This window comes from Leucobacter sp. USCH14 (assembly GCF_037619215.1).
Classification (GTDB): domain Bacteria; phylum Actinomycetota; class Actinomycetes; order Actinomycetales; family Microbacteriaceae; genus Leucobacter.
In genome coordinates, this window is the sequence record NZ_JAQPZP010000001.1 from 402,850 (window position 1) to 419,772 (window position 16,923).

Here is a 16,923-nt window from a genome sequence, read left to right on the forward strand (position 1 = left end):
CCATGGCCGCTTCAGTATCCCGGGCTAAGGGTCGGTCGGCTGCGCGCGTTCGCCGCCACACCCGCCTGCGCAAGAAGATCGTCGGCACGGAGGTTCGCCCCCGTCTCGTCGTCAACCGCTCCTCGCGTCACGTCTTCGTGCAGGTCGTCGACGATTCGAAGGGTCTCACCCTCGCTTCGGCTTCGACCATGGAAGCCGATCTCCGCTCCTTCGACGGTGACAAGACCGCCAAGGCTCGCAAGGTCGGCGAACTCGTCGCCGAGCGCGCCAAGGGCGCTGGCATTGACGCAGTGGTCTTCGACCGCGGCGGGAGCAAGTACGCCGGTCGCGTCGCAGCGATCGCCGATGGCGCTCGTGAAGGAGGGCTGACCCTGTGAGCAACGAAACGAAGGAGCAGCAAGTGTCTGCAGAGGCCCAGTCTGAGACGACGGCCGCGCAGGCCGCTCCGGCTCAGGATCACCGCAACGAACCGCGCGAGCAGCGTCGCGGGAGCCGCGATCGCGGCACCCGCAACGAGCGCGGCGGACGCGACCGCAACGAGAGCCAGTTCCTCGAGCGCGTCGTGACCATCAACCGCGTGTCGAAGGTCGTCAAGGGCGGCCGTCGCTTCAGCTTCACCGCGCTCGTCGTGGTGGGCGATGGCAACGGAACCGTCGGCGTCGGCTACGGCAAGGCCAAGGAGGTGCCGCTCGCAATCGCGAAGGGCGTCGAGGAGGCGAAGAAGAACTTCTTCCGCGTTCCGCGCGTCGCCAGCACCATTCCGCACCCCGTCCAGGGCGAGGCGGCAGCCGGCGTCGTGCTTCTGCGCCCGGCCGCGGCAGGTACCGGTGTTATCGCCGGTGGCCCCGTCCGCGCCGTGCTCGAGTGCGCTGGCATCCACGATGTGCTGAGCAAGTCGCTCGGTTCGTCGAACACCCTGAACATCGTGCATGCGACCGTCGAGGCGCTGCAGCAGCTCGAGGAGCCCCGCTCCGTCGCAGCCCGCCGCGGCCTCGACTTCGACCGCGTCGCTCCGGCTCGCATCGTGCGCGCCGAGGCGAAGGCCGCGGCCGACGCTGCCGCGAAGGCAAAGGCAGGTGCGTAATGGCGAAGAGCCTGAAGGTTACGCAGACGAAGTCCGTCATCAGTGAGAAGCAGAACCAGCGCGACACGCTCCGCAGCCTGGGCCTCCGGAAGATCGGCCAGTCGGTCGTTCGCGAGGACACCCAGGCGAACCGCGGGTACATTCGCGCGGTCGCTCACCTGGTAGTGGTTGAGGAGATCGACGCATGAGCGAGAACAACGAGGAGCGTGAGTCGGTGCTGAAGGCGCACCACCTCCGCCCGGCTCCCGGTGCCAAGAAGGCCAAGACCCGCGTGGGTCGCGGTGAGGCATCGAAGGGCAAGACCGCCGGCCGCGGCACCAAGGGCACCAAGGCCCGGTACCAGGTCAAGGCAGGCTTCGAGGGTGGGCAGATGCCGCTGCACATGCGCACCCCGAAGCTCCGCGGGTTCAAGAACCCGTTCCGCACCGAGTACCAGGTGGTGAACGTCGCGAAGCTCGCCGAGCTCTACCCGCAGGGTGGGGACGTCACCGTCGAGGATCTGGTGGCCAAGGGCGCCGTGCGCAAGAACCAGCCCGTCAAGGTGCTGGGCAACGGCGACCTTCAGGTCAAGCTCTCCGTACAGGTCGACAAGGTCTCCAGCTCTGCCGAGCAGAAGATCGTCGCCGCGGGCGGAGCTGTGAAGTAACGGTCCGATCGGACCAGCAGTACCCTCGGGAGTCTCCCGAGTAGCGGGGGATCGGCGGGGGCGGCATTCATGCCGTTCCCGCCCACCCTCGCTGTCTTGTTTCACCCGCCATTCATGGCGATGGCTCGGTCATGCGGCACTCGCCGTGTAGGCTGGAGCAATTGGTTCTCGTCGGTAGGCGAAGCCCCTTACGACGTTCCAGGAGGCAGATTTTGTTCAGCGCCATCGGACGGATCTTCCGGACACCCGATCTGCGGCGGAAGATCGTCTTCACGCTCGCAATCGTGTCGTTGTTCCGGCTCGGGTCATTCATCCCCGCACCGTTCGTCGACTTCAACAACGTTCAAGCGTGTCTTGTGGCCAACCAGAACCAGGGCAGCTCCGGCCTGTACGACATGATCAACCTGTTCAGCGGCGGCGCGCTGCTGCAGCTCTCGATCTTCGCCCTCGGCATCATGCCCTACATCACGGCGTCGATCATCACCCAGCTGCTGCGCGTCGTGATCCCGCACTTCGAGGCACTGCACAAGGAAGGTCAGGCGGGGCAGGCGAAGCTCACGCAGTACACGCGCTACCTGACCATCGCGCTCGCGATCCTGCAGTCGACCACGCTCATCACGGTCGCCCGGTCGGGTCAGCTCTTCGGCGCCGCGGCGAACCAGGCGTGCCAGAACCTCGTGTCGCAGGAATGGTGGGCGGTGCTCATCATGATCATCACGATGACCGCCGGCACCGGCCTGATCATGTGGTTCGGCGAGCTCATCACCGAGCGCGGCGTCGGCAACGGCATGTCCCTCCTCATCTTCACCTCGATCGCGGCGACGTTCCCCGGTGCGATGTGGATCATCAAGGAGTCGCGCGGCTGGGAGGTCTTCTTCATAGTCCTCGCCGTCGGTCTCCTCGTCGTTGCGGCAGTGGTGTTCGTCGAGCAGTCCCAGCGGCGCATCCCGGTGCAGTACGCGAAGCGCGTAGTCGGGCGTCGCACGTACGGCGGAAGCAGCACGTACATTCCGATCAAGGTGAACATGGCGGGCGTGATCCCGGTGATCTTCGCGTCGGCGATCCTCTACCTCCCCATGCTCATCACGCAGTTCAACCAGCCTCAGATCGGCGAGGATCCGAAGCCATGGGTGGTGTGGATTCAGAACAACCTGGTCTACGGCGACCAGCCGATCTACATGCTCGTCTTCTTCCTGCTCGTGATCGGGTTCACCTTCTTCTACGTGCAGATCACGTTCAACCCCGAAGAGGTCTCCGACAACATGAAGCAGTACGGCGGCTTCATCCCGGGTATCCGGGCCGGCAGGCCGACGGCGGAGTACCTCAACTACGTGCTCACCCGCATTACGAGTGCGGGCTCGCTCTATCTCGGCGTCATTGCGCTGCTGCCGCTCGTCGCGCTGTCGTTCTTCGGCGCGAACCAGAACTTCCCGTTCGGCGGGGCCTCGATTCTTATCATCGTGGGCGTCGGCCTGGAGACCGTGAAGCAGATCGACGCGCAGCTGCAGCAGCGCCACTACGAAGGGCTCCTCAAGTGACCGAAGAGACCACCGCCCGTCTGCTCATCATCGGTCCTCCCGGCGCTGGCAAGGGGACCCAGGCCGGCCGGATCGCCGAGCGGTACGGTGTGCCCGCGATCTCGACGGGCGACATCTTCCGGTCGAACATCCAGGGGGGAACGGAGCTCGGCAAGCAGGTGCAGGCCATCATCGAGCAGGGCGAGCTCGTGCCCGACGAGCTGACGAACGCGATCGTCGCAGATCGGATCGCCCAGGATGACGCAGCGTCGGGCTTCCTCCTCGACGGTTACCCGCGCACGGTCGAGCAGGTGCACGCGCTCGACGGAATGCTCGGCGCGGGGTCTCTCGACGCCGTCGTGCTGCTCGAGGCGGATCCGGAAGAGGTCATCGCCCGGCTGCTGAAGCGGGCGGCGCTCGAGGGCCGCGCGGACGATACTGAAGAGGTCATCCGGCATCGACAGGATGTGTATGCGGAGCAGACCGCTCCGCTGATCGCCCTGTTCTCGGAGCGCGGCATCTTGGTGCCCGTGGACGGGCTCGGCACCATCGACGAGGTCTCCGAGCGGATTGCGGCCGGCCTGTCGGCTCAGCTTAACGCTCGAGTCGGGCAGTAGCCGTTGGCGCGTCGAGGCCTGCTGCGACGATCGATCTACAAGTCACCGGCGCAACTGCGGTTGATGATCGAGCCGGGTCGCGCGACGGCAGCAGCGCTCGATGCGATGCGTGCAGCGGTAGCGCCCGGCGTGACGCCGCTCGAGCTCGACGCGCTCGCAGAACGGGCGATCCGCGAGCGCGGAGGCGCGCCGAACTTCATGCTCGAACCGGGGTACCGTCACACGATCTGCGCCAATGTGAATCAGCACGTGGTGCACGGCATCCCCACGGAGCGCCCGCTCGAGCCGGGCGACATCGTCGCGCTCGATGCGGGAGCGGTCGTCGACGGATGGCACGGCGACTCCGCCTTCACCGCGGTGCTGCCCGACCACGCGGACCCCGAGCGCACCGCGGCGAACCAGCTCCTCAGCGACGTCACCGAGCAGGCGATGTGGCGGGGGATCGCGCGGCTCGCTTCGGCGAAGCACCTGAATGAGGTAGGGGAGGCCGTCGCGGGATATGTGCGCGCACATAGCGATTTCGGTGTGCTCGAGGACTACATCGGTCACGGTATCGGGCGCAGCATGCATGAGGATCCGCCGGTCTTCAACGTCCCGGTGCGCCGCCGCGGGCCCGAGGTGAAGCCCGGTCTGGTCGTGGCGATCGAGCCGATCATCTCGGCGGGCGGTATCGAGACCGACATCGAGGACGACGAGTGGACCGTGACGATGGCCGACGGCTCCATGAGCGCGCAGTGGGAGCACACGGTGGCGGTGCACGATCGCGGCATCTGGGTCCTCACTGCCGAGGACGGCGGTGCGAGCGGACTGGAACCGCTGGGCGTTCGCCCCGTGCCGATCCCGTAAGCCGCGGGTCCGATATGACGCGCCGCGAGCTTTACAAAAGGCGACACGCCGGGTACTCTTGATCTTTGGTGCTTTGCGCCTGCTTTTGCGTTCGCACCGACTCGCGTCGGATCGCGGTCGGAGACGCGGAAGCTGAGCATTCGCATGACCAGTACACCTACGCAAGCGATAGTGAGGCTATGGCGAAGAAAGACGGCGTCATCGAGATCGAGGGACACATCGTCGAGGCTCTGCCGAACGCGATGTTCCGCGTCGAGCTGACCAATGGACACAAGGTGCTCGCTCATATCTCGGGCAAAATGCGCCAGCACTACATCCGCATCCTCCCCGAGGATCGCGTGATCGTGGAGCTGACGCCCTACGATCTGACTCGCGGACGCATCGTCTACCGCTACAAGTAGGTCGCTGGGAAGTAACGACTCGCGGCACTCCGCGAGTACGAGGACAGCGATACACACGAAGGAATCATCATGAAGGTCAACCCCAGCGTCAAGCCGATCTGCGATCACTGCAAGGTCATCCGTCGCCACGGACGCGTCATGGTGATCTGCAAGAGCAACCCGCGCCACAAGCAGCGCCAGGGCTGATGCCCAGCCGCTCAAGGCGGCTCAGCAGAACACACAACCGAATATCTGATCCAGCGCATCGAAGAACCTGGTCGGCACTGCCGAGCAGGGGACACCTCGGGCCGGAGGCCCGAACCCCCGATGCGCACCACACCTCCACGATCCGCAAGGAGAGCCAACATGGCACGTCTCGCAGGAGTCGACATCCCACGCGATAAGCGCGTTGAGATCGCACTCACCTACATCTACGGCGTCGGGCGCACCAGCGCACTCAAGACCCTCGCCGACACCAACATCGATGGCAACATCCGCGTCAAGGACCTGTCGGATGACCAGCTCGTCGCACTGCGCGACTACATCGAGGGCAACTTCAAGGTTGAGGGCGATCTCCGTCGCGAGGTCGCAGCCGACATCCGCCGCAAGGTCGAGATCGGCAGCTACCAGGGGCTCCGCCACCGTAAGGGCCTGCCTGTGCACGGTCAGCGCACCAAGACGAACGCTCGTACCCGCAAGGGCCCGAAGCGCACCGTCGCCGGCAAGAAGAAGTAACGCCGGTCCGTTAGACCACCACACAGAGCTTTTCAGGAGAACACTCAATGGCTGCACCAAAGACCGCGGCTCGCAAGCCGCGTCGCAAGGATAAGAAGAACGTCGCCGTGGGCCAGGCCCACATCAAGTCGACGTTCAACAACACGATCGTCTCGATCACGGACACCACGGGTGCTGTGATCAGCTGGGCCTCTTCCGGTGGCGTCGGCTTCAAGGGCTCGCGCAAGTCGACCCCGTTCGCCGCTCAGCTCGCTGCTGAGTCCGCTGCGCGCAAGGCGCAGGAGCACGGCATGAAGAAGGTCGACATCTTCGTCAAGGGACCGGGCTCGGGCCGCGAGACCGCGATCCGCTCGCTGCAGGCCGCAGGCCTCGAGGTGGGCTCGATCAACGACGTCACGCCGCAGACGCACAACGGGTGCCGTCCGCCGAAGCGTCGCCGCGTCTGATCGGAGAGTCGCGCCGGCTGACGCCGGCGCGACTGCCGCCCGTGGGGCGGCGATCCGTCATTCTCTGCACCGGCTCCGGTCGGTGCTTCAGCCCACTTCAATCCCGATACCGCATGAGTCATATAGCGGACTCCAGCGAAAGGATCACACACCGTGCTGATTGCACAGCGACCCACTCTGACTGAAGAATCGATCTCCGAGTTCCGTTCGCGTTTCGCCATCGAGCCGCTTGAGCCCGGCTTCGGCTACACGCTCGGCAACTCGTTGCGTCGTACCCTGCTGTCGTCCATCCCCGGCGCGGCCGTCACGAGCGTGCGCTTCGAGGGCGTCGCCCACGAGTTCACGACCATTCCGGGCGTGACCGAGGACGTCACGGAGATCATCCTCAACATCAAGGATCTCGTCGTCTCGAGCGAGCACGACGAGCCCATCACCGCCTACCTGCGGAAGACCGGCGCCGGCGAGGTCACCGCCGCCGACATCTCCGCCCCGGCGGGTGTCGAGGTGCACAACCCGGAGCTCGTCATCGCCACGCTCAGCGACTCGGCCCAGTTCGAACTCGAGCTGACCATCGAGCGCGGCCGCGGGTACGTCTCCGCCGCTCAGAACCGCAACGAGGACGCAGAGGTCGGCCGCATCCCGGTCGACTCGATCTACTCGCCGGTGCTGAAGGTCACGTACCGCGTCGAAGCGACGCGCGCCGGTGAGCGCACCGACTTCGACCGCCTCGTCGTCGATGTCGAGTCGAAGCCCGCGATCTCCCCTCGAGACGCGATCGCTTCGGCCGGATCGACCCTCGTCGAGCTCTTCGGGCTCGCACGCGAGCTGAACACCGCCGCCGAGGGCGTCGAGATCGGCCCCGCGCCGGTCGAGGTCGTCGCAGAGGGCGAGCTCTCGATCCCGATCGAGGATCTGGACCTCTCCGTGCGCAGCTACAACTGCCTCAAGCGCGAGGGCATTAACACGGTGAGCGAACTGGTCGCGCTCTCCGAGGCGCAGCTGATGAACATTCGCAACTTCGGCCAGAAGTCGGTATTCGAGGTGCGCGACAAGCTCACCGAGATGGGCCTCTCGCTCAAGGACGCGGTGCCCGGGTTCGACGGCGCGCAGTTCTATAGCTACGAAGACGACAACAACTAACGGTTCGGCACTGTCAGCCCGACCGCACATCTACTGGAGTAAATAATGCCCAAGCCCAACAAGGGCCCCCGCCTCGGAGGCGGCCCCGCACACGAGCGTCTGATGCTGAACCAGCTGGCATCGCAGCTCTTCGAGCACAAGCGGATTCAGACGACGGAGACCAAGGCGAAGCGCCTGCAGCCCGTCGCCGAGCGCCTCGTCACGTTCGCGAAGCGCGGTGACCTGCACTCGCGCCGTCGTGTGATGCGTCAGATCCTCGACAAGTCGGTCGTTCACGAGCTCTTCACCGAGATCGCGCCGCTCGTCGAGAACCGTGAAGGCGGCTACACGCGCATCGTGAAGACCGGTTTCCGCAAGGGCGATCGTGCGCCGCTCGCGGTGATCGAGCTCGTGCTCGAGCCGGTTTCGCCGAAGCCGAAGGCTGAGAAGCCGGCCGCGCCGGTTGCGGAGGCGCCTGCGGAAGAGCCCACCGAGGCACCCGCGGAAGAGGCGACCGAGGCTCCGGCCGAGGAGACCGCTGAGACTCCGGCCGAGGAGAAGGCCGAGTAAGTCTCGAGCTGTTCGTCGAGAACCCCGTCGCGCACCGCGCGACGGGGTTCTCGCGTCTCCGAGGGTTGGGGAACTCTCACAGGGGAGGAGTTCATCGAGCGGCACCCGTCGTTCACGCGCCGTGAAGCTGCACGCGCTGTGTCGGTCACTCCGGTTCCGTACCGTCGACAGCGTCGCCCGGTCGGTCGGTCGATGCAAGACGCCGGAAACCACCGGCGCCCCGGGTCTGCGAGCGCGTCGGCCCGTGATCAACGGAGAAACGGTGTCCCTGAAACGATCCCATCGCCTCTGCGCGGGTGCGGCAATCGCCGCCTTCGCCGCTGTCCCACTCATCGCCACCCCAGCCGTCGCCAGCGTCGACGGAACCGGGGTGGTGATCAATGAGATCTATGCCGCGGGAGGCAATGGCGGCGCTGCGCTCAACGCGGACTACGTCGAACTCGCGAACCCGACCGATGCCCCGATCAGCCTCGCCGGTTGGTCGCTGCAGTACCGGTCGGCCGCGGCCTCCGCGCCCGCTTCCGGCTCGGGGGTGATTCCGCTCTCCGGTTCCGTGCCGGCGAACGGCACCTTCTTGATCACCGGTACGACCGGCTCGAACGGCGCCGCAGTGCCGACGGGAGACCTCACTTCGACGCTCGCGGCCGGTGCGGGTGGTGGGCAGCTCGTGCTCGCCAAGACGACGGCGCCGATCGCACTCGGCGCCGAACTCGACGCGGCGACGGTCGCGGACTTCGCGGGGTACGGAAACGCAGCGAGGTTCGAGGGCGCCGCAGCCGCGCCCGCTCCGACGGGCGCCCAGAGCATCGAGCGACAGGGGTTCGACGATACCGACGACAACGCGGCCGACTTCGCCGTCACGACCCCGTCTCCGACGGCGTCGGGTGTTCCCCCCGTCGAGGAGCCGGAGCCGGTCGATCCGGAGACGGTGACGCCGATCGCCGAGATTCAGGGCACGGGGCCTGCGAGCCCGCTGGCAGGCCAGCGGGTGAAGACGCGGGGCGTCGTCACTGCCTCGTATCCGACGGGCAATTTCGCCGGGTACACGATTCAGACCGCCGGAACGGGCGGCGACGTCGATCCTGCCGTGCACGCGGCCTCGGACGCGATCTTCGTATACTCCTCGGACACCGTCGCCGAGGCGAACATCGGCGCGCACGTGGAGATCACCGGTACCGTATCCGAGTTCAACGGGCTCACCGAGATCACCGTCTCCGCGGGCGACCTGACCGTGCTTGCGGAGTCCGCCGAACCTGTCGCGCCGGCGACAGTCGGATTCCCGGCGACCGACGCCGAGCGCGAGACGCTCGAGAGCATGCTGATCGCTCCGCAGGGCGACTTCACCGTCTCCGATACCTACGATACGAACTTCACCGGCGAGATCGGGCTCGCGGCCGACAGCGCGCCGCTGCTGACGCCCACCGCGGCCGGTGCGCCGGGCAGCGAGGCGTATCTCGACGCGCAGGCGAGGAACGCCGCGATCGGCGTGCTGCTCGACGACGGCTCGAGCATCAACTTCAACACGCAGAAGGACGCGCCGGTGCCGTACCTCTCGAGCACCTCGCCCGTGCGCGTGGGTGCCGCGGTGACGTTCACGAAGCCGGTCGTGCTCGACTACCGCAACGGGGCCTGGAAGTTCCAGCCGACGACGCAGCTCACGCCCGAGAACGCCGGAGCGCAGCAGCCGGCGACCTTCGCCGACACTCGTGAGGATCGCCCCGCCGAGGTCGGGGGAGACGTGCGTCTGGCGGGCTTCAACGTGCTGAACTACTTCGTGACACTCGGCGTCGACGTCGCAGGGTGCCAGCCGTACGAGGATCGCGAGGGCAACGGAATCGCCGTGCGCACCGGATGCGATGCGCGCGGGGCCTGGGACCAGGCGAGCTTCGACCGCCAGCAGGGCAAGATCGTCGACGCGATCAACGCGCTCGATGCCAACGTCGTATCGCTCGAGGAGATCGAGAACTCGGCTCGCTTCGGCAAGGACCGCGATGCGGCGCTCGCGAACCTCGTGGGCGCTCTGAACGCGGATGAGACGCTCACCGCCGGGCAGTGGGACTACGTCCGCTCTCCCGAGAACGTGCCCGCGAACGAGGATGTCATCCGCACCGCGTTCATCTACAAGAAGGACTCGATCGAGCCCGTCGAGGCGTCGGTGATCCTCACCGATTCCGCCGCATTCTCGAACGCGCGAGAGCCGCTCGCGCAGCAGTTCCGGCCCGTCGGGTCCGACGCCGACTTCCTGGTGATCGCGAACCACTTCAAGTCGAAGGGCGACAGCCGGCCGGCTGCCACCGGCGACAACGCCGATCTAAAAGACGGCGTGGGCGCCTTCAACGGCGACCGCACGCGGCAGGCGGAAGCACTGCTCGAGTTCGCGAACGAGATGGAGACGCAGGCGGGCACCGAACGCGTGTTCCTCGTCGGCGATTTCAATGCGTATGCGGGCGAGACGCCGATCCAGCGCATTCTCGATGCCGAGTACGTGAATCAGGGAGCGAAGACGGGGGAGGAGACCTACGCCTTCGACGGCGCCATCGGCTCCCTCGACTACATCTTCGCCTCTCCCGAGGCGGAGGAGCTCGTCACGGGTGCGGATATCTGGAACATCAATTCGGTCGAGGCGGTCGCGCTCGAATACAGCCGTTACAACTACAACGTCGTCGATCTCTTCGCCGACGGTCCGTTCCGTTCCTCCGACCACGACCCCATCGTCGTCGGCATCTCCACCGACCTGGAGGCTGCGCAGAAGAAGCAGCTCAACCTGCTGAACATCAACGACTTCCACGGCCGCATCGACAAGAACACCGTGAAGTTCGCCGGTACGGTCGAGAGCCTGCGCGCCGAGTACCCGGAGAGCAGCGCGTTCATCTCCTCGGGCGACAACATCGGAGCCTCGCTGTTCGCGTCGTCCGCAGCCGATGATCAGCCGACCATCGACGTGCTGAATGCACTCGGGCTCGCAACCTCAGCAGTCGGCAATCACGAATTCGACCGCGGGTTCGCCGACCTCGACGGCCGGGTGAAGGAAGCCGCCGCATTCCCGTACCTGGGCGCGAACGTCACCCGCGTCGGCGCTCCAGCGATGCAGGAGTACGAGATCATCGATATCGACGGGGTGGAGGTCGCCATCATCGGCGCCGTGACGCAGGAGACGCCGTCGCTCGTCTCCCCGGGCGGCATCGAGGGGATCGAGTTCGGCGATCCGGTCGCCGCGGTGAACCGCGTCGCCGCGCAGCTCACCGATGGAGACCCCGAGAACGGTGAAGCCGATGTCATCGTGGCCGAGTACCACGAAGGCGCCGCCGGTGGGAACGCCGAGGGAACGACCCTCGAAGAGCAGATCGCCGAGGGCGGTGTCTTCGAGCGCATCGTCTCCGAGACGAGCGCGGAGGTCGACGTGATCTTCAACGGTCACACGCACGCCGAATACGCCTGGGACGCCCCCGTCCCCGGAGCCGCGGATGGGAGCACGCGCCCGGTGCTGCAGACCGGCAGCTACGGTGAGCGCATCGGTCAGGTCGTCATCGAGTTCGATACGGCGACGGGCGAGACCGAGACGCTCGTCAACCGAAACGTCGAGCGCGTCACGACCGACGATGCGGAGCTCGTCGCCGGCTCGCCCGTGGTGGCCGAGGTGCAGCGCATCGTGAATGCCGCGCTCGAGAACGCCGCAGAGATCGGGAATCAGAAGATCGGCGAAGCGACCGCTGACATCACCACCGCGCACATCGGGGATGCGCGAGACGACCGCGGTTCCGAGTCGACGCTCGGCAACTTCGTCGCCGATGCGATGCTCGCAACGCTGGCGTCGGAGGAACGAGGCGGAGCCGAGATCGGCGTGGTCAACCCGGGCGGCCTGCGCGCCGAACTCGAAGCGGGCGATATCACCTACGCCGAGGCGAATGCCGTGCTGCCGTTCCTGAACAACCTCTGGACGACGACCCTCACCGGGGCCCAGTTCAAGACCGTGCTCGAACAGCAGTGGCAGCGCACGGAGGATGGCGAGGTTCCCTCGAAGCCGTACCTGCAGCTCGGTCTCTCGGAGAATGTCAGCTATACCTTCGACGACACTCGCGAGGAGGGCGACCGCATCACGAGCATCATGGTCAACGGTGCGCCGATCGATCCCGAACGCGAGTACCGCATTGGCTCGTTCAGCTTCCTGCTGCAGGGAGGCGACAACTTCCGCGAGTTCGCGAACGGCACCGACACGCAGGACACGGGCCTCGTGGATCGCGACGCGTGGATCGAGTACCTGCGCAGCAACAGCCCGGTCTCGCCGAGCTACGACCGGCGTTCCGTGCAGGTCGCAGGCCTGCCCACGGGTCCGCTGCAGCCGGGTGCGGAGCTCGAGATGCGCTTCGAGAAGCTCGACCTCACCTCGCTCGGCGTGCCGCAGAACACTGAGATCTCCGCTTCGATCGACGCGGAGGACGTCATGGTCGGCGATGCGGCAGTGCTCGCATCGGCGCCGGTGACCGATGGCGCTGCGACGCTCGCCGTCACCATTCCCGAGGGCGTCTCCGGTGCGGCGACGCTCACCATGACGACGGACGTCAGCGGCACGACGGTCACGGTGCCCCTGCAGATCGATGCTGCTGCTCCGGGCGCCGCCGACGGTGCGGCGAACGGCGGCGCCGATGGCGCTGCGGCGGGTGGTGCCGATGGCGCTGCTGCAGCGGCCGGCGGCGACGCGTCGGGCACGTCGGCGAACGCGAACGCGGGCAGCGCCGGAGCGGCTCAGGCCGGAAGCGACGGCAGCGGTGCGCTGGCATCGACCGGCTCGGAGTCTGCAGCAACCGCCGGCCTGATCGCGGGAACGCTCGCAGTGCTCGGTGGGGCACTGCTCCTCGCGCGGCGCGCGCGAATGGTGGGCGCGCGCGACAACTGATTCGCTCGCCCCGCAGTCTGGACCCCGCCGCTCGTCTCCCGGACGATCGGCGGGGTTCTCGCGTTCACCGCCGGGGCACCGAGAAGCCGACGCCCTCCCCGGGCTGCTGCAGGTCGTCGATGGCCCGCCGCACGCAATCGGCGTAGAGCTCGCCCCCGGTGGGGTTCGGGTGTATCCCGTCTCCCGCCAGTGCGGTGCTCGGTGCGGCCGATATCGTCTCGTCCCAGTCGGCGACCACCACCCCGCGATGCGACTCCGCGTACTCGCGGAGCGCCTCGTTCACTCCGGGAATCCACTCGCGGTCGCCGTGAGCGTTGACCAGTACGATCTGCCTGTCTCCGGCTGCCGCACGCAGCGCGTCGAGTTCGTCGACGTTGATCGGCCCGTTGGTGCCGAGCCCCACGAGGAGCACCGGGCGCAGAGTCTCGGCATCGGCCTGCTGCGCGGCGATCTCGACGCCGACGCCCATGCCGCGCGACACGGCGGCGTCGATCGTGATGCCGGAGAAGCGCGTTTCGAGCTCCGGGAGGCTCGCGAGCATCACCGAGTCGCCGATGGCGGTGACCTCGGTGCCCTCCGGCTGCAGCGGCCCGGCCTGCGTCGGCGCCGACGTCGGCTCCTCAGCACTTGCCTCCGGCTCCTCCTGCTGGGCCTCCCGCGCCGCTTCCCCTCGTGCCACCGCGTCCTCGGCGGAGCTCCGCGACGGTGCAGTGGCGACGGCCGCCGCGGCGGCGGGGACCGCGAGCACGAGCACGCCCCCGATCACTGCCGGCACCAATCGACCTCGCGGCTCGATGCGTCCGGGCCGAAGCGCCCGGGCCAGCGTCCGTCGAAATCCGAATCGACGCACGGGCTCCTCGACGAACCGGTACGAGAGCGCCGCCACGGCGACCGACAGTGCAAGCGTAATCGCTCCGACCAGTTGCGCGGGCCATGTTCCGAGCACCGCCGAGGCGATGAGCAGCAGCGGCCAGTGCCAGAGGTAGATGCCGTAGGAGCGTTCGCCGATCCACCGCAGCGGTCGCGCGTCCAGTGCTCTCCCGATCCAGACTCCGGGTCGGGAGACGGCCCACACCGTCGCGAGCGCTGCCAGCGTGGCGAGCTGGAAGCCCCAGGCGAAGCTCTCGGCGCTGCCCTCGCGCAGCGTCGCGGCGAGCCAGCCGAGGGTCGCGAGGCCTGCGATCGCGGTTGCGGCCGATACGACGTGCGCGAGAGCGCTCGCGGTTTCCTGCGGCGCGGGAGTGGAGCGCGGGGCCGTTGCGAGGGCCAGAGCCGCGCCGCAGGCGAGCCCGAAGATGTGCGTGTCGGAGCCGAAGTACACGCGCGTCGGGTCGGCTCCCGCGGCGGCGAGCCCCGCCATGAGCAGGGCCGACGCGGTGCCGAGCGCGGCCAGGGGCAGCGCGCGGACGTACCTGTTGCCGATCCTCACCACCACGAGCAGGAGGAGGGGCAGCACGATGTAGTACTGCTCCTCGATGGCGAGCGACCAGGTGTTCCTGAAGAGCTCCGGAGCATCCCTGGCGAAGTAGTCGGCGCCGCCGACGATGGAGGTCCAGTTGCTGACGAACAGCGCGGCGCCCGCGATCTGACGGCCGATTCCCACGAGGAGATCGCGGTTCGCGAGCAGTGCGAGCGCAGTCGAGATGACGAGTACGAGCCCGAGTGCGGGCAGGAGGCGCCGTGCGCGGCGCTTCCAGAAACTCCACAGGGCGATTCGGCCGGTGCTCCGGTGCTCGCGCAGCAGGAGCGTGGTGATGAGGAAGCCGCTGATGGCGAAGAACACGTCGACGCCGAGGAACCCGCCCGGCAGCGAACCGGGGAAGAGGTGGTAGCAGAGCACCAGACCCACCGCGATCGCGCGGAGGCCATCGAGCCCCCCGAGCCGGCCGGCGCGAGGAGTGTGGAATCGGGGTGGCGGAGTCTGCGTCATGGTGATCGGTGCGCCGCAGCTCGAGCGGCTCGGGCAACCAGTGTACGTCGCGAGATCGGGCACCCTGGGAGACGTCTGGCAGGATCGAAGCATGGACTCGGCTCTGGCGCGCCTGCGACTCGATCTGTCGTACGACGGCACTGACTTCTCGGGCTGGGCTGCGCAGCCGGGACTGCGAACGGTGCAGGGAAGCCTCGAGGCGGCGATCGCGACACTGCTCCGGATCGCGGAGCCCTCGACGGCGCGACTCACCGTCGGCGGGCGGACCGACGCCGGAGTGCACGCCCGGGGTCAGGTCGCGCATCTCGACGTGACGCCCGACCAACTGGAGAAGTGGAGCGCGCGACAGCGCCGCGATGCATCCGAACCGGGCGAGTCCGAACTCGCGCGGCTGCGCGCGCGCAGGCTGAGCGGCGTCGTCGCACGAGAGGCCCCCGACATCGTGGTGCATTCCGTGCATCGGGTGCCTGCGGCCTTCGACGCCCGGTTCTCCGCGCTGCGGCGGCGCTACGAGTACCGACTGATCGGTGCGGGCATGCGGCGGGATCCGCTCGTCGCCCGATACACCGCGGACGTGCCCCGCCCGATCGACTTCGACGCTATGCAGGCCGCCGCCGATGAGCTGCTCGGGCTGAACGACTTCACGACGTTCTGCAAGGCGCGCGAGGGCGCCACCGCCGTGCGCGATCTGCTGCGCTTCGAATGGAGGCGGACGGAGGATGGGGCGTACGCCGCGCAGATCGAGGCCGACGCGTTCTGCCACTCGATGGTGCGCGCGCTGATCGGAGCGGTGGTAGCGGTGGGCACCGGGCGCATCGCGCACGACGAGCTCGTGGCACTGCGCCATGCGCGTGCGAGAACCAGTCGCTTCACGGTGATGCCCGCGCACGGGCTCTCGCTCGAGGAGATCGCGTATCCGAATGACGACGCCTTGGAGGCTCGAGCCGCGGCGACGCGAGCGCGACGAGACCCGCTCGACTGAATCGCTCGATTCGCTCGGCAGTTCCGTTCGAAGCGGCGGGGAGAGGCCCGGGTGGCTCTGTGCTAGGCTTGACCCTTGGTGCGCAAGCACCCGATTTGTTGAGCCCTCCAGCCGCGCGCGCACCCCTCGGGGACCACGCACCGGAGCGGGATTCACGAACTCCTCCAATTCGACAGAAAGCAGCACTCTAGTGACTCGCACGTATTCACCGAAGGCCGCCGAGCAGAAGCACGATTGGGTCGTCATCGACGCCGCAGACGTGGTGCTCGGCCGCCTCGCATCGCACGCCGCGGCTCTGCTCCGCGGCAAGCACAAGACCACCTTCGCCCCCCACATGGACATGGGCGACTACGTGGTCATCATCAACGCCGACAAGGTCGTCCTGACCGGCAACAAGGCGAAGAACAAGCGCGCCTACCGTCACTCGGGCTACCCGGGCGGTCTCCGTTCGGTCAGCTACACCGAGCTCCTCGAGAAGAACCCGGAGCGCGCGGTCGAGAAGGCCATCCGCGGAATGCTCCCCAAGAACTCGCTCGGTGCTGACCTGTTCCGCAAGCTGAAGGTGTACGCAGGTGCCGAGCACCCGCACGCGGCTCAGCAGCCCACCCCTTACACCTTCGGCCAGGTCGCGCAGTAATCGCGCCCCGAGACCTCAGAGAGAGAATTCACAGTGACTGAAGAGCAGACCGTGGCCACCGAGAGCTACACCACCGAGACGCCGGCTGGGCAGGCCGCCGCCGCGTCGTCCCCCCGCCCCGCGCTCACCGTTCCCGGTGCGGCAGTGGGTCGTCGCAAGCAGGCGATCGCCCGCGTGCGCCTCATCCCCGGCTCGGGCACCTTCACGGTGAACGGACGCGAGTTCGCCGAGTACTTCCCGAACAAGCTGCACCAGCAGCTCATCACCGACCCCTTCACGGCTCTCGAGCTGAACGGGTCGTACGACATCATCGCGCGCATCGGCGGCGGCGGCCCCTCGGGTCAGGCGGGCGCACTGCGCCTCGCGATCGCTCGTGCGCTGAACGAGATCGACGCCGAGCACAACCGCGCCACCCTGAAGAAGGCCGGCTTCCTGAGCCGCGACGCGCGTATCAAGGAGCGCAAGAAGGCCGGTCTCAAGAAGGCCCGCAAGGCGCCTCAGTACTCGAAGCGCTAAATCG

At 67.4% G+C, this 16,923-nt stretch carries 18 protein-coding genes; 17 read left to right on the top strand and 1 reads right to left on the bottom strand.

Features of this window, described 5'->3' with window-relative positions; translation table 11 throughout:
- Positions 1-2: 2 nt before the first annotated feature.
- From rplR to PQI23_RS01900, 14 genes are all read left to right on the top strand, one after another.
- Complete coding sequence (gene rplR / locus PQI23_RS01835) at positions 3-377, top strand: 50S ribosomal protein L18 (RefSeq protein WP_010156412.1); 375 nt, start codon at positions 3-5, stop codon at positions 375-377.
- Positions 374-1,084 carry a 30S ribosomal protein S5 gene (gene rpsE, locus PQI23_RS01840; protein ID WP_010156413.1) on the top strand — a complete coding sequence of 237 codons (711 nt, stop codon included), beginning with the start codon at positions 374-376 and terminating at the stop codon, positions 1,082-1,084. The genes rplR and rpsE overlap by 4 nt, the downstream gene beginning before the upstream one ends.
- Positions 1,084-1,272: a 50S ribosomal protein L30 gene (gene rpmD / locus PQI23_RS01845; RefSeq protein WP_339970992.1), complete on the top strand. Its 189-nt coding sequence runs from the start codon at positions 1,084-1,086 to the stop codon at positions 1,270-1,272. Before rpsE ends, rpmD begins: the two co-directional genes overlap by 1 nt.
- The gene (gene rplO / locus PQI23_RS01850) at positions 1,269-1,730 is read left to right on the top strand and encodes a 50S ribosomal protein L15 (RefSeq protein WP_339970994.1); all 462 of its coding nucleotides are present in this window, start codon (positions 1,269-1,271) and stop codon (positions 1,728-1,730) included. The genes rpmD and rplO overlap by 4 nt, the downstream gene beginning before the upstream one ends.
- A 212-nt stretch (positions 1,731-1,942) precedes the next feature.
- Positions 1,943-3,268, top strand: a complete 1,326-nt coding sequence (gene secY / locus PQI23_RS01855) for a preprotein translocase subunit SecY (protein WP_339970996.1) — start codon at positions 1,943-1,945, stop codon at positions 3,266-3,268.
- The gene (locus PQI23_RS01860; protein ID WP_339970998.1) at positions 3,265-3,864 is read left to right on the top strand and encodes an adenylate kinase; all 600 of its coding nucleotides are present in this window, start codon (positions 3,265-3,267) and stop codon (positions 3,862-3,864) included. The genes secY and PQI23_RS01860 overlap by 4 nt, the downstream gene beginning before the upstream one ends.
- A gap of 3 nt (positions 3,865-3,867) precedes the next feature.
- On the top strand, positions 3,868-4,710 hold the full coding sequence (map, locus tag PQI23_RS01865) for a type I methionyl aminopeptidase (RefSeq protein WP_339971000.1): 843 nt from the start codon (positions 3,868-3,870) through the stop codon (positions 4,708-4,710).
- A gap of 179 nt (positions 4,711-4,889) precedes the next feature.
- On the top strand, positions 4,890-5,111 hold the full coding sequence (gene infA, locus PQI23_RS01870; protein WP_010156420.1) for a translation initiation factor IF-1: 222 nt from the start codon (positions 4,890-4,892) through the stop codon (positions 5,109-5,111).
- 69 nt (positions 5,112-5,180) lie between these two features.
- The gene (rpmJ, locus tag PQI23_RS01875; RefSeq protein WP_005050492.1) at positions 5,181-5,297 is read left to right on the top strand and encodes a 50S ribosomal protein L36; all 117 of its coding nucleotides are present in this window, start codon (positions 5,181-5,183) and stop codon (positions 5,295-5,297) included.
- 159 nt (positions 5,298-5,456) lie between these two features.
- Positions 5,457-5,825: a 30S ribosomal protein S13 gene (gene rpsM, locus PQI23_RS01880; RefSeq protein WP_010156422.1), complete on the top strand. Its 369-nt coding sequence runs from the start codon at positions 5,457-5,459 to the stop codon at positions 5,823-5,825.
- Between the two features lie 47 nt (positions 5,826-5,872).
- Positions 5,873-6,271: a 30S ribosomal protein S11 gene (rpsK, locus tag PQI23_RS01885; protein WP_010156423.1), complete on the top strand. Its 399-nt coding sequence runs from the start codon at positions 5,873-5,875 to the stop codon at positions 6,269-6,271.
- 153 nt (positions 6,272-6,424) lie between these two features.
- Positions 6,425-7,411 (top strand): DNA-directed RNA polymerase subunit alpha, encoded by a 987-nt coding sequence (locus PQI23_RS01890; protein ID WP_058594071.1) that lies wholly within the window; start codon positions 6,425-6,427, stop codon positions 7,409-7,411.
- 45 nt (positions 7,412-7,456) lie between these two features.
- Positions 7,457-7,960 carry a 50S ribosomal protein L17 gene (gene rplQ / locus PQI23_RS01895; RefSeq protein WP_339971005.1) on the top strand — a complete coding sequence of 168 codons (504 nt, stop codon included), beginning with the start codon at positions 7,457-7,459 and terminating at the stop codon, positions 7,958-7,960.
- Positions 7,961-8,222: 262 nt separating this feature from the next.
- Entirely contained in the window at positions 8,223-12,854 is a 4,632-nt protein-coding gene (locus PQI23_RS01900) for an ExeM/NucH family extracellular endonuclease (protein WP_339971007.1), read from the top strand.
- A 64-nt stretch (positions 12,855-12,918) separates the two neighbouring features.
- On the opposite strand, the gene PQI23_RS01905 is transcribed toward PQI23_RS01900, so the two are convergent.
- On the bottom strand, positions 12,919-14,784 hold the full coding sequence (locus PQI23_RS01905; RefSeq protein ID WP_339971009.1) for an acyltransferase family protein: 1,866 nt from the start codon (positions 14,782-14,784) through the stop codon (positions 12,919-12,921).
- A gap of 91 nt (positions 14,785-14,875) precedes the next feature.
- Between PQI23_RS01905 and PQI23_RS01910 the strand changes: the two genes are divergently transcribed.
- The 3 genes from PQI23_RS01910 (at position 14,876) to rpsI (ending at position 16,919) form a co-directional block, all read left to right on the top strand.
- Positions 14,876-15,766, top strand: a complete 891-nt coding sequence (locus PQI23_RS01910; RefSeq protein ID WP_339971141.1) for a tRNA pseudouridine synthase A — start codon at positions 14,876-14,878, stop codon at positions 15,764-15,766.
- Positions 15,767-15,956: 190 nt separating this feature from the next.
- Complete coding sequence (rplM, locus tag PQI23_RS01915) at positions 15,957-16,403, top strand: 50S ribosomal protein L13 (protein ID WP_010156429.1); 447 nt, start codon at positions 15,957-15,959, stop codon at positions 16,401-16,403.
- 33 nt (positions 16,404-16,436) lie between these two features.
- Positions 16,437-16,919 (top strand): 30S ribosomal protein S9, encoded by a 483-nt coding sequence (gene rpsI / locus PQI23_RS01920; protein WP_339971010.1) that lies wholly within the window; start codon positions 16,437-16,439, stop codon positions 16,917-16,919.
- Positions 16,920-16,923 lie beyond the last annotated feature (4 nt).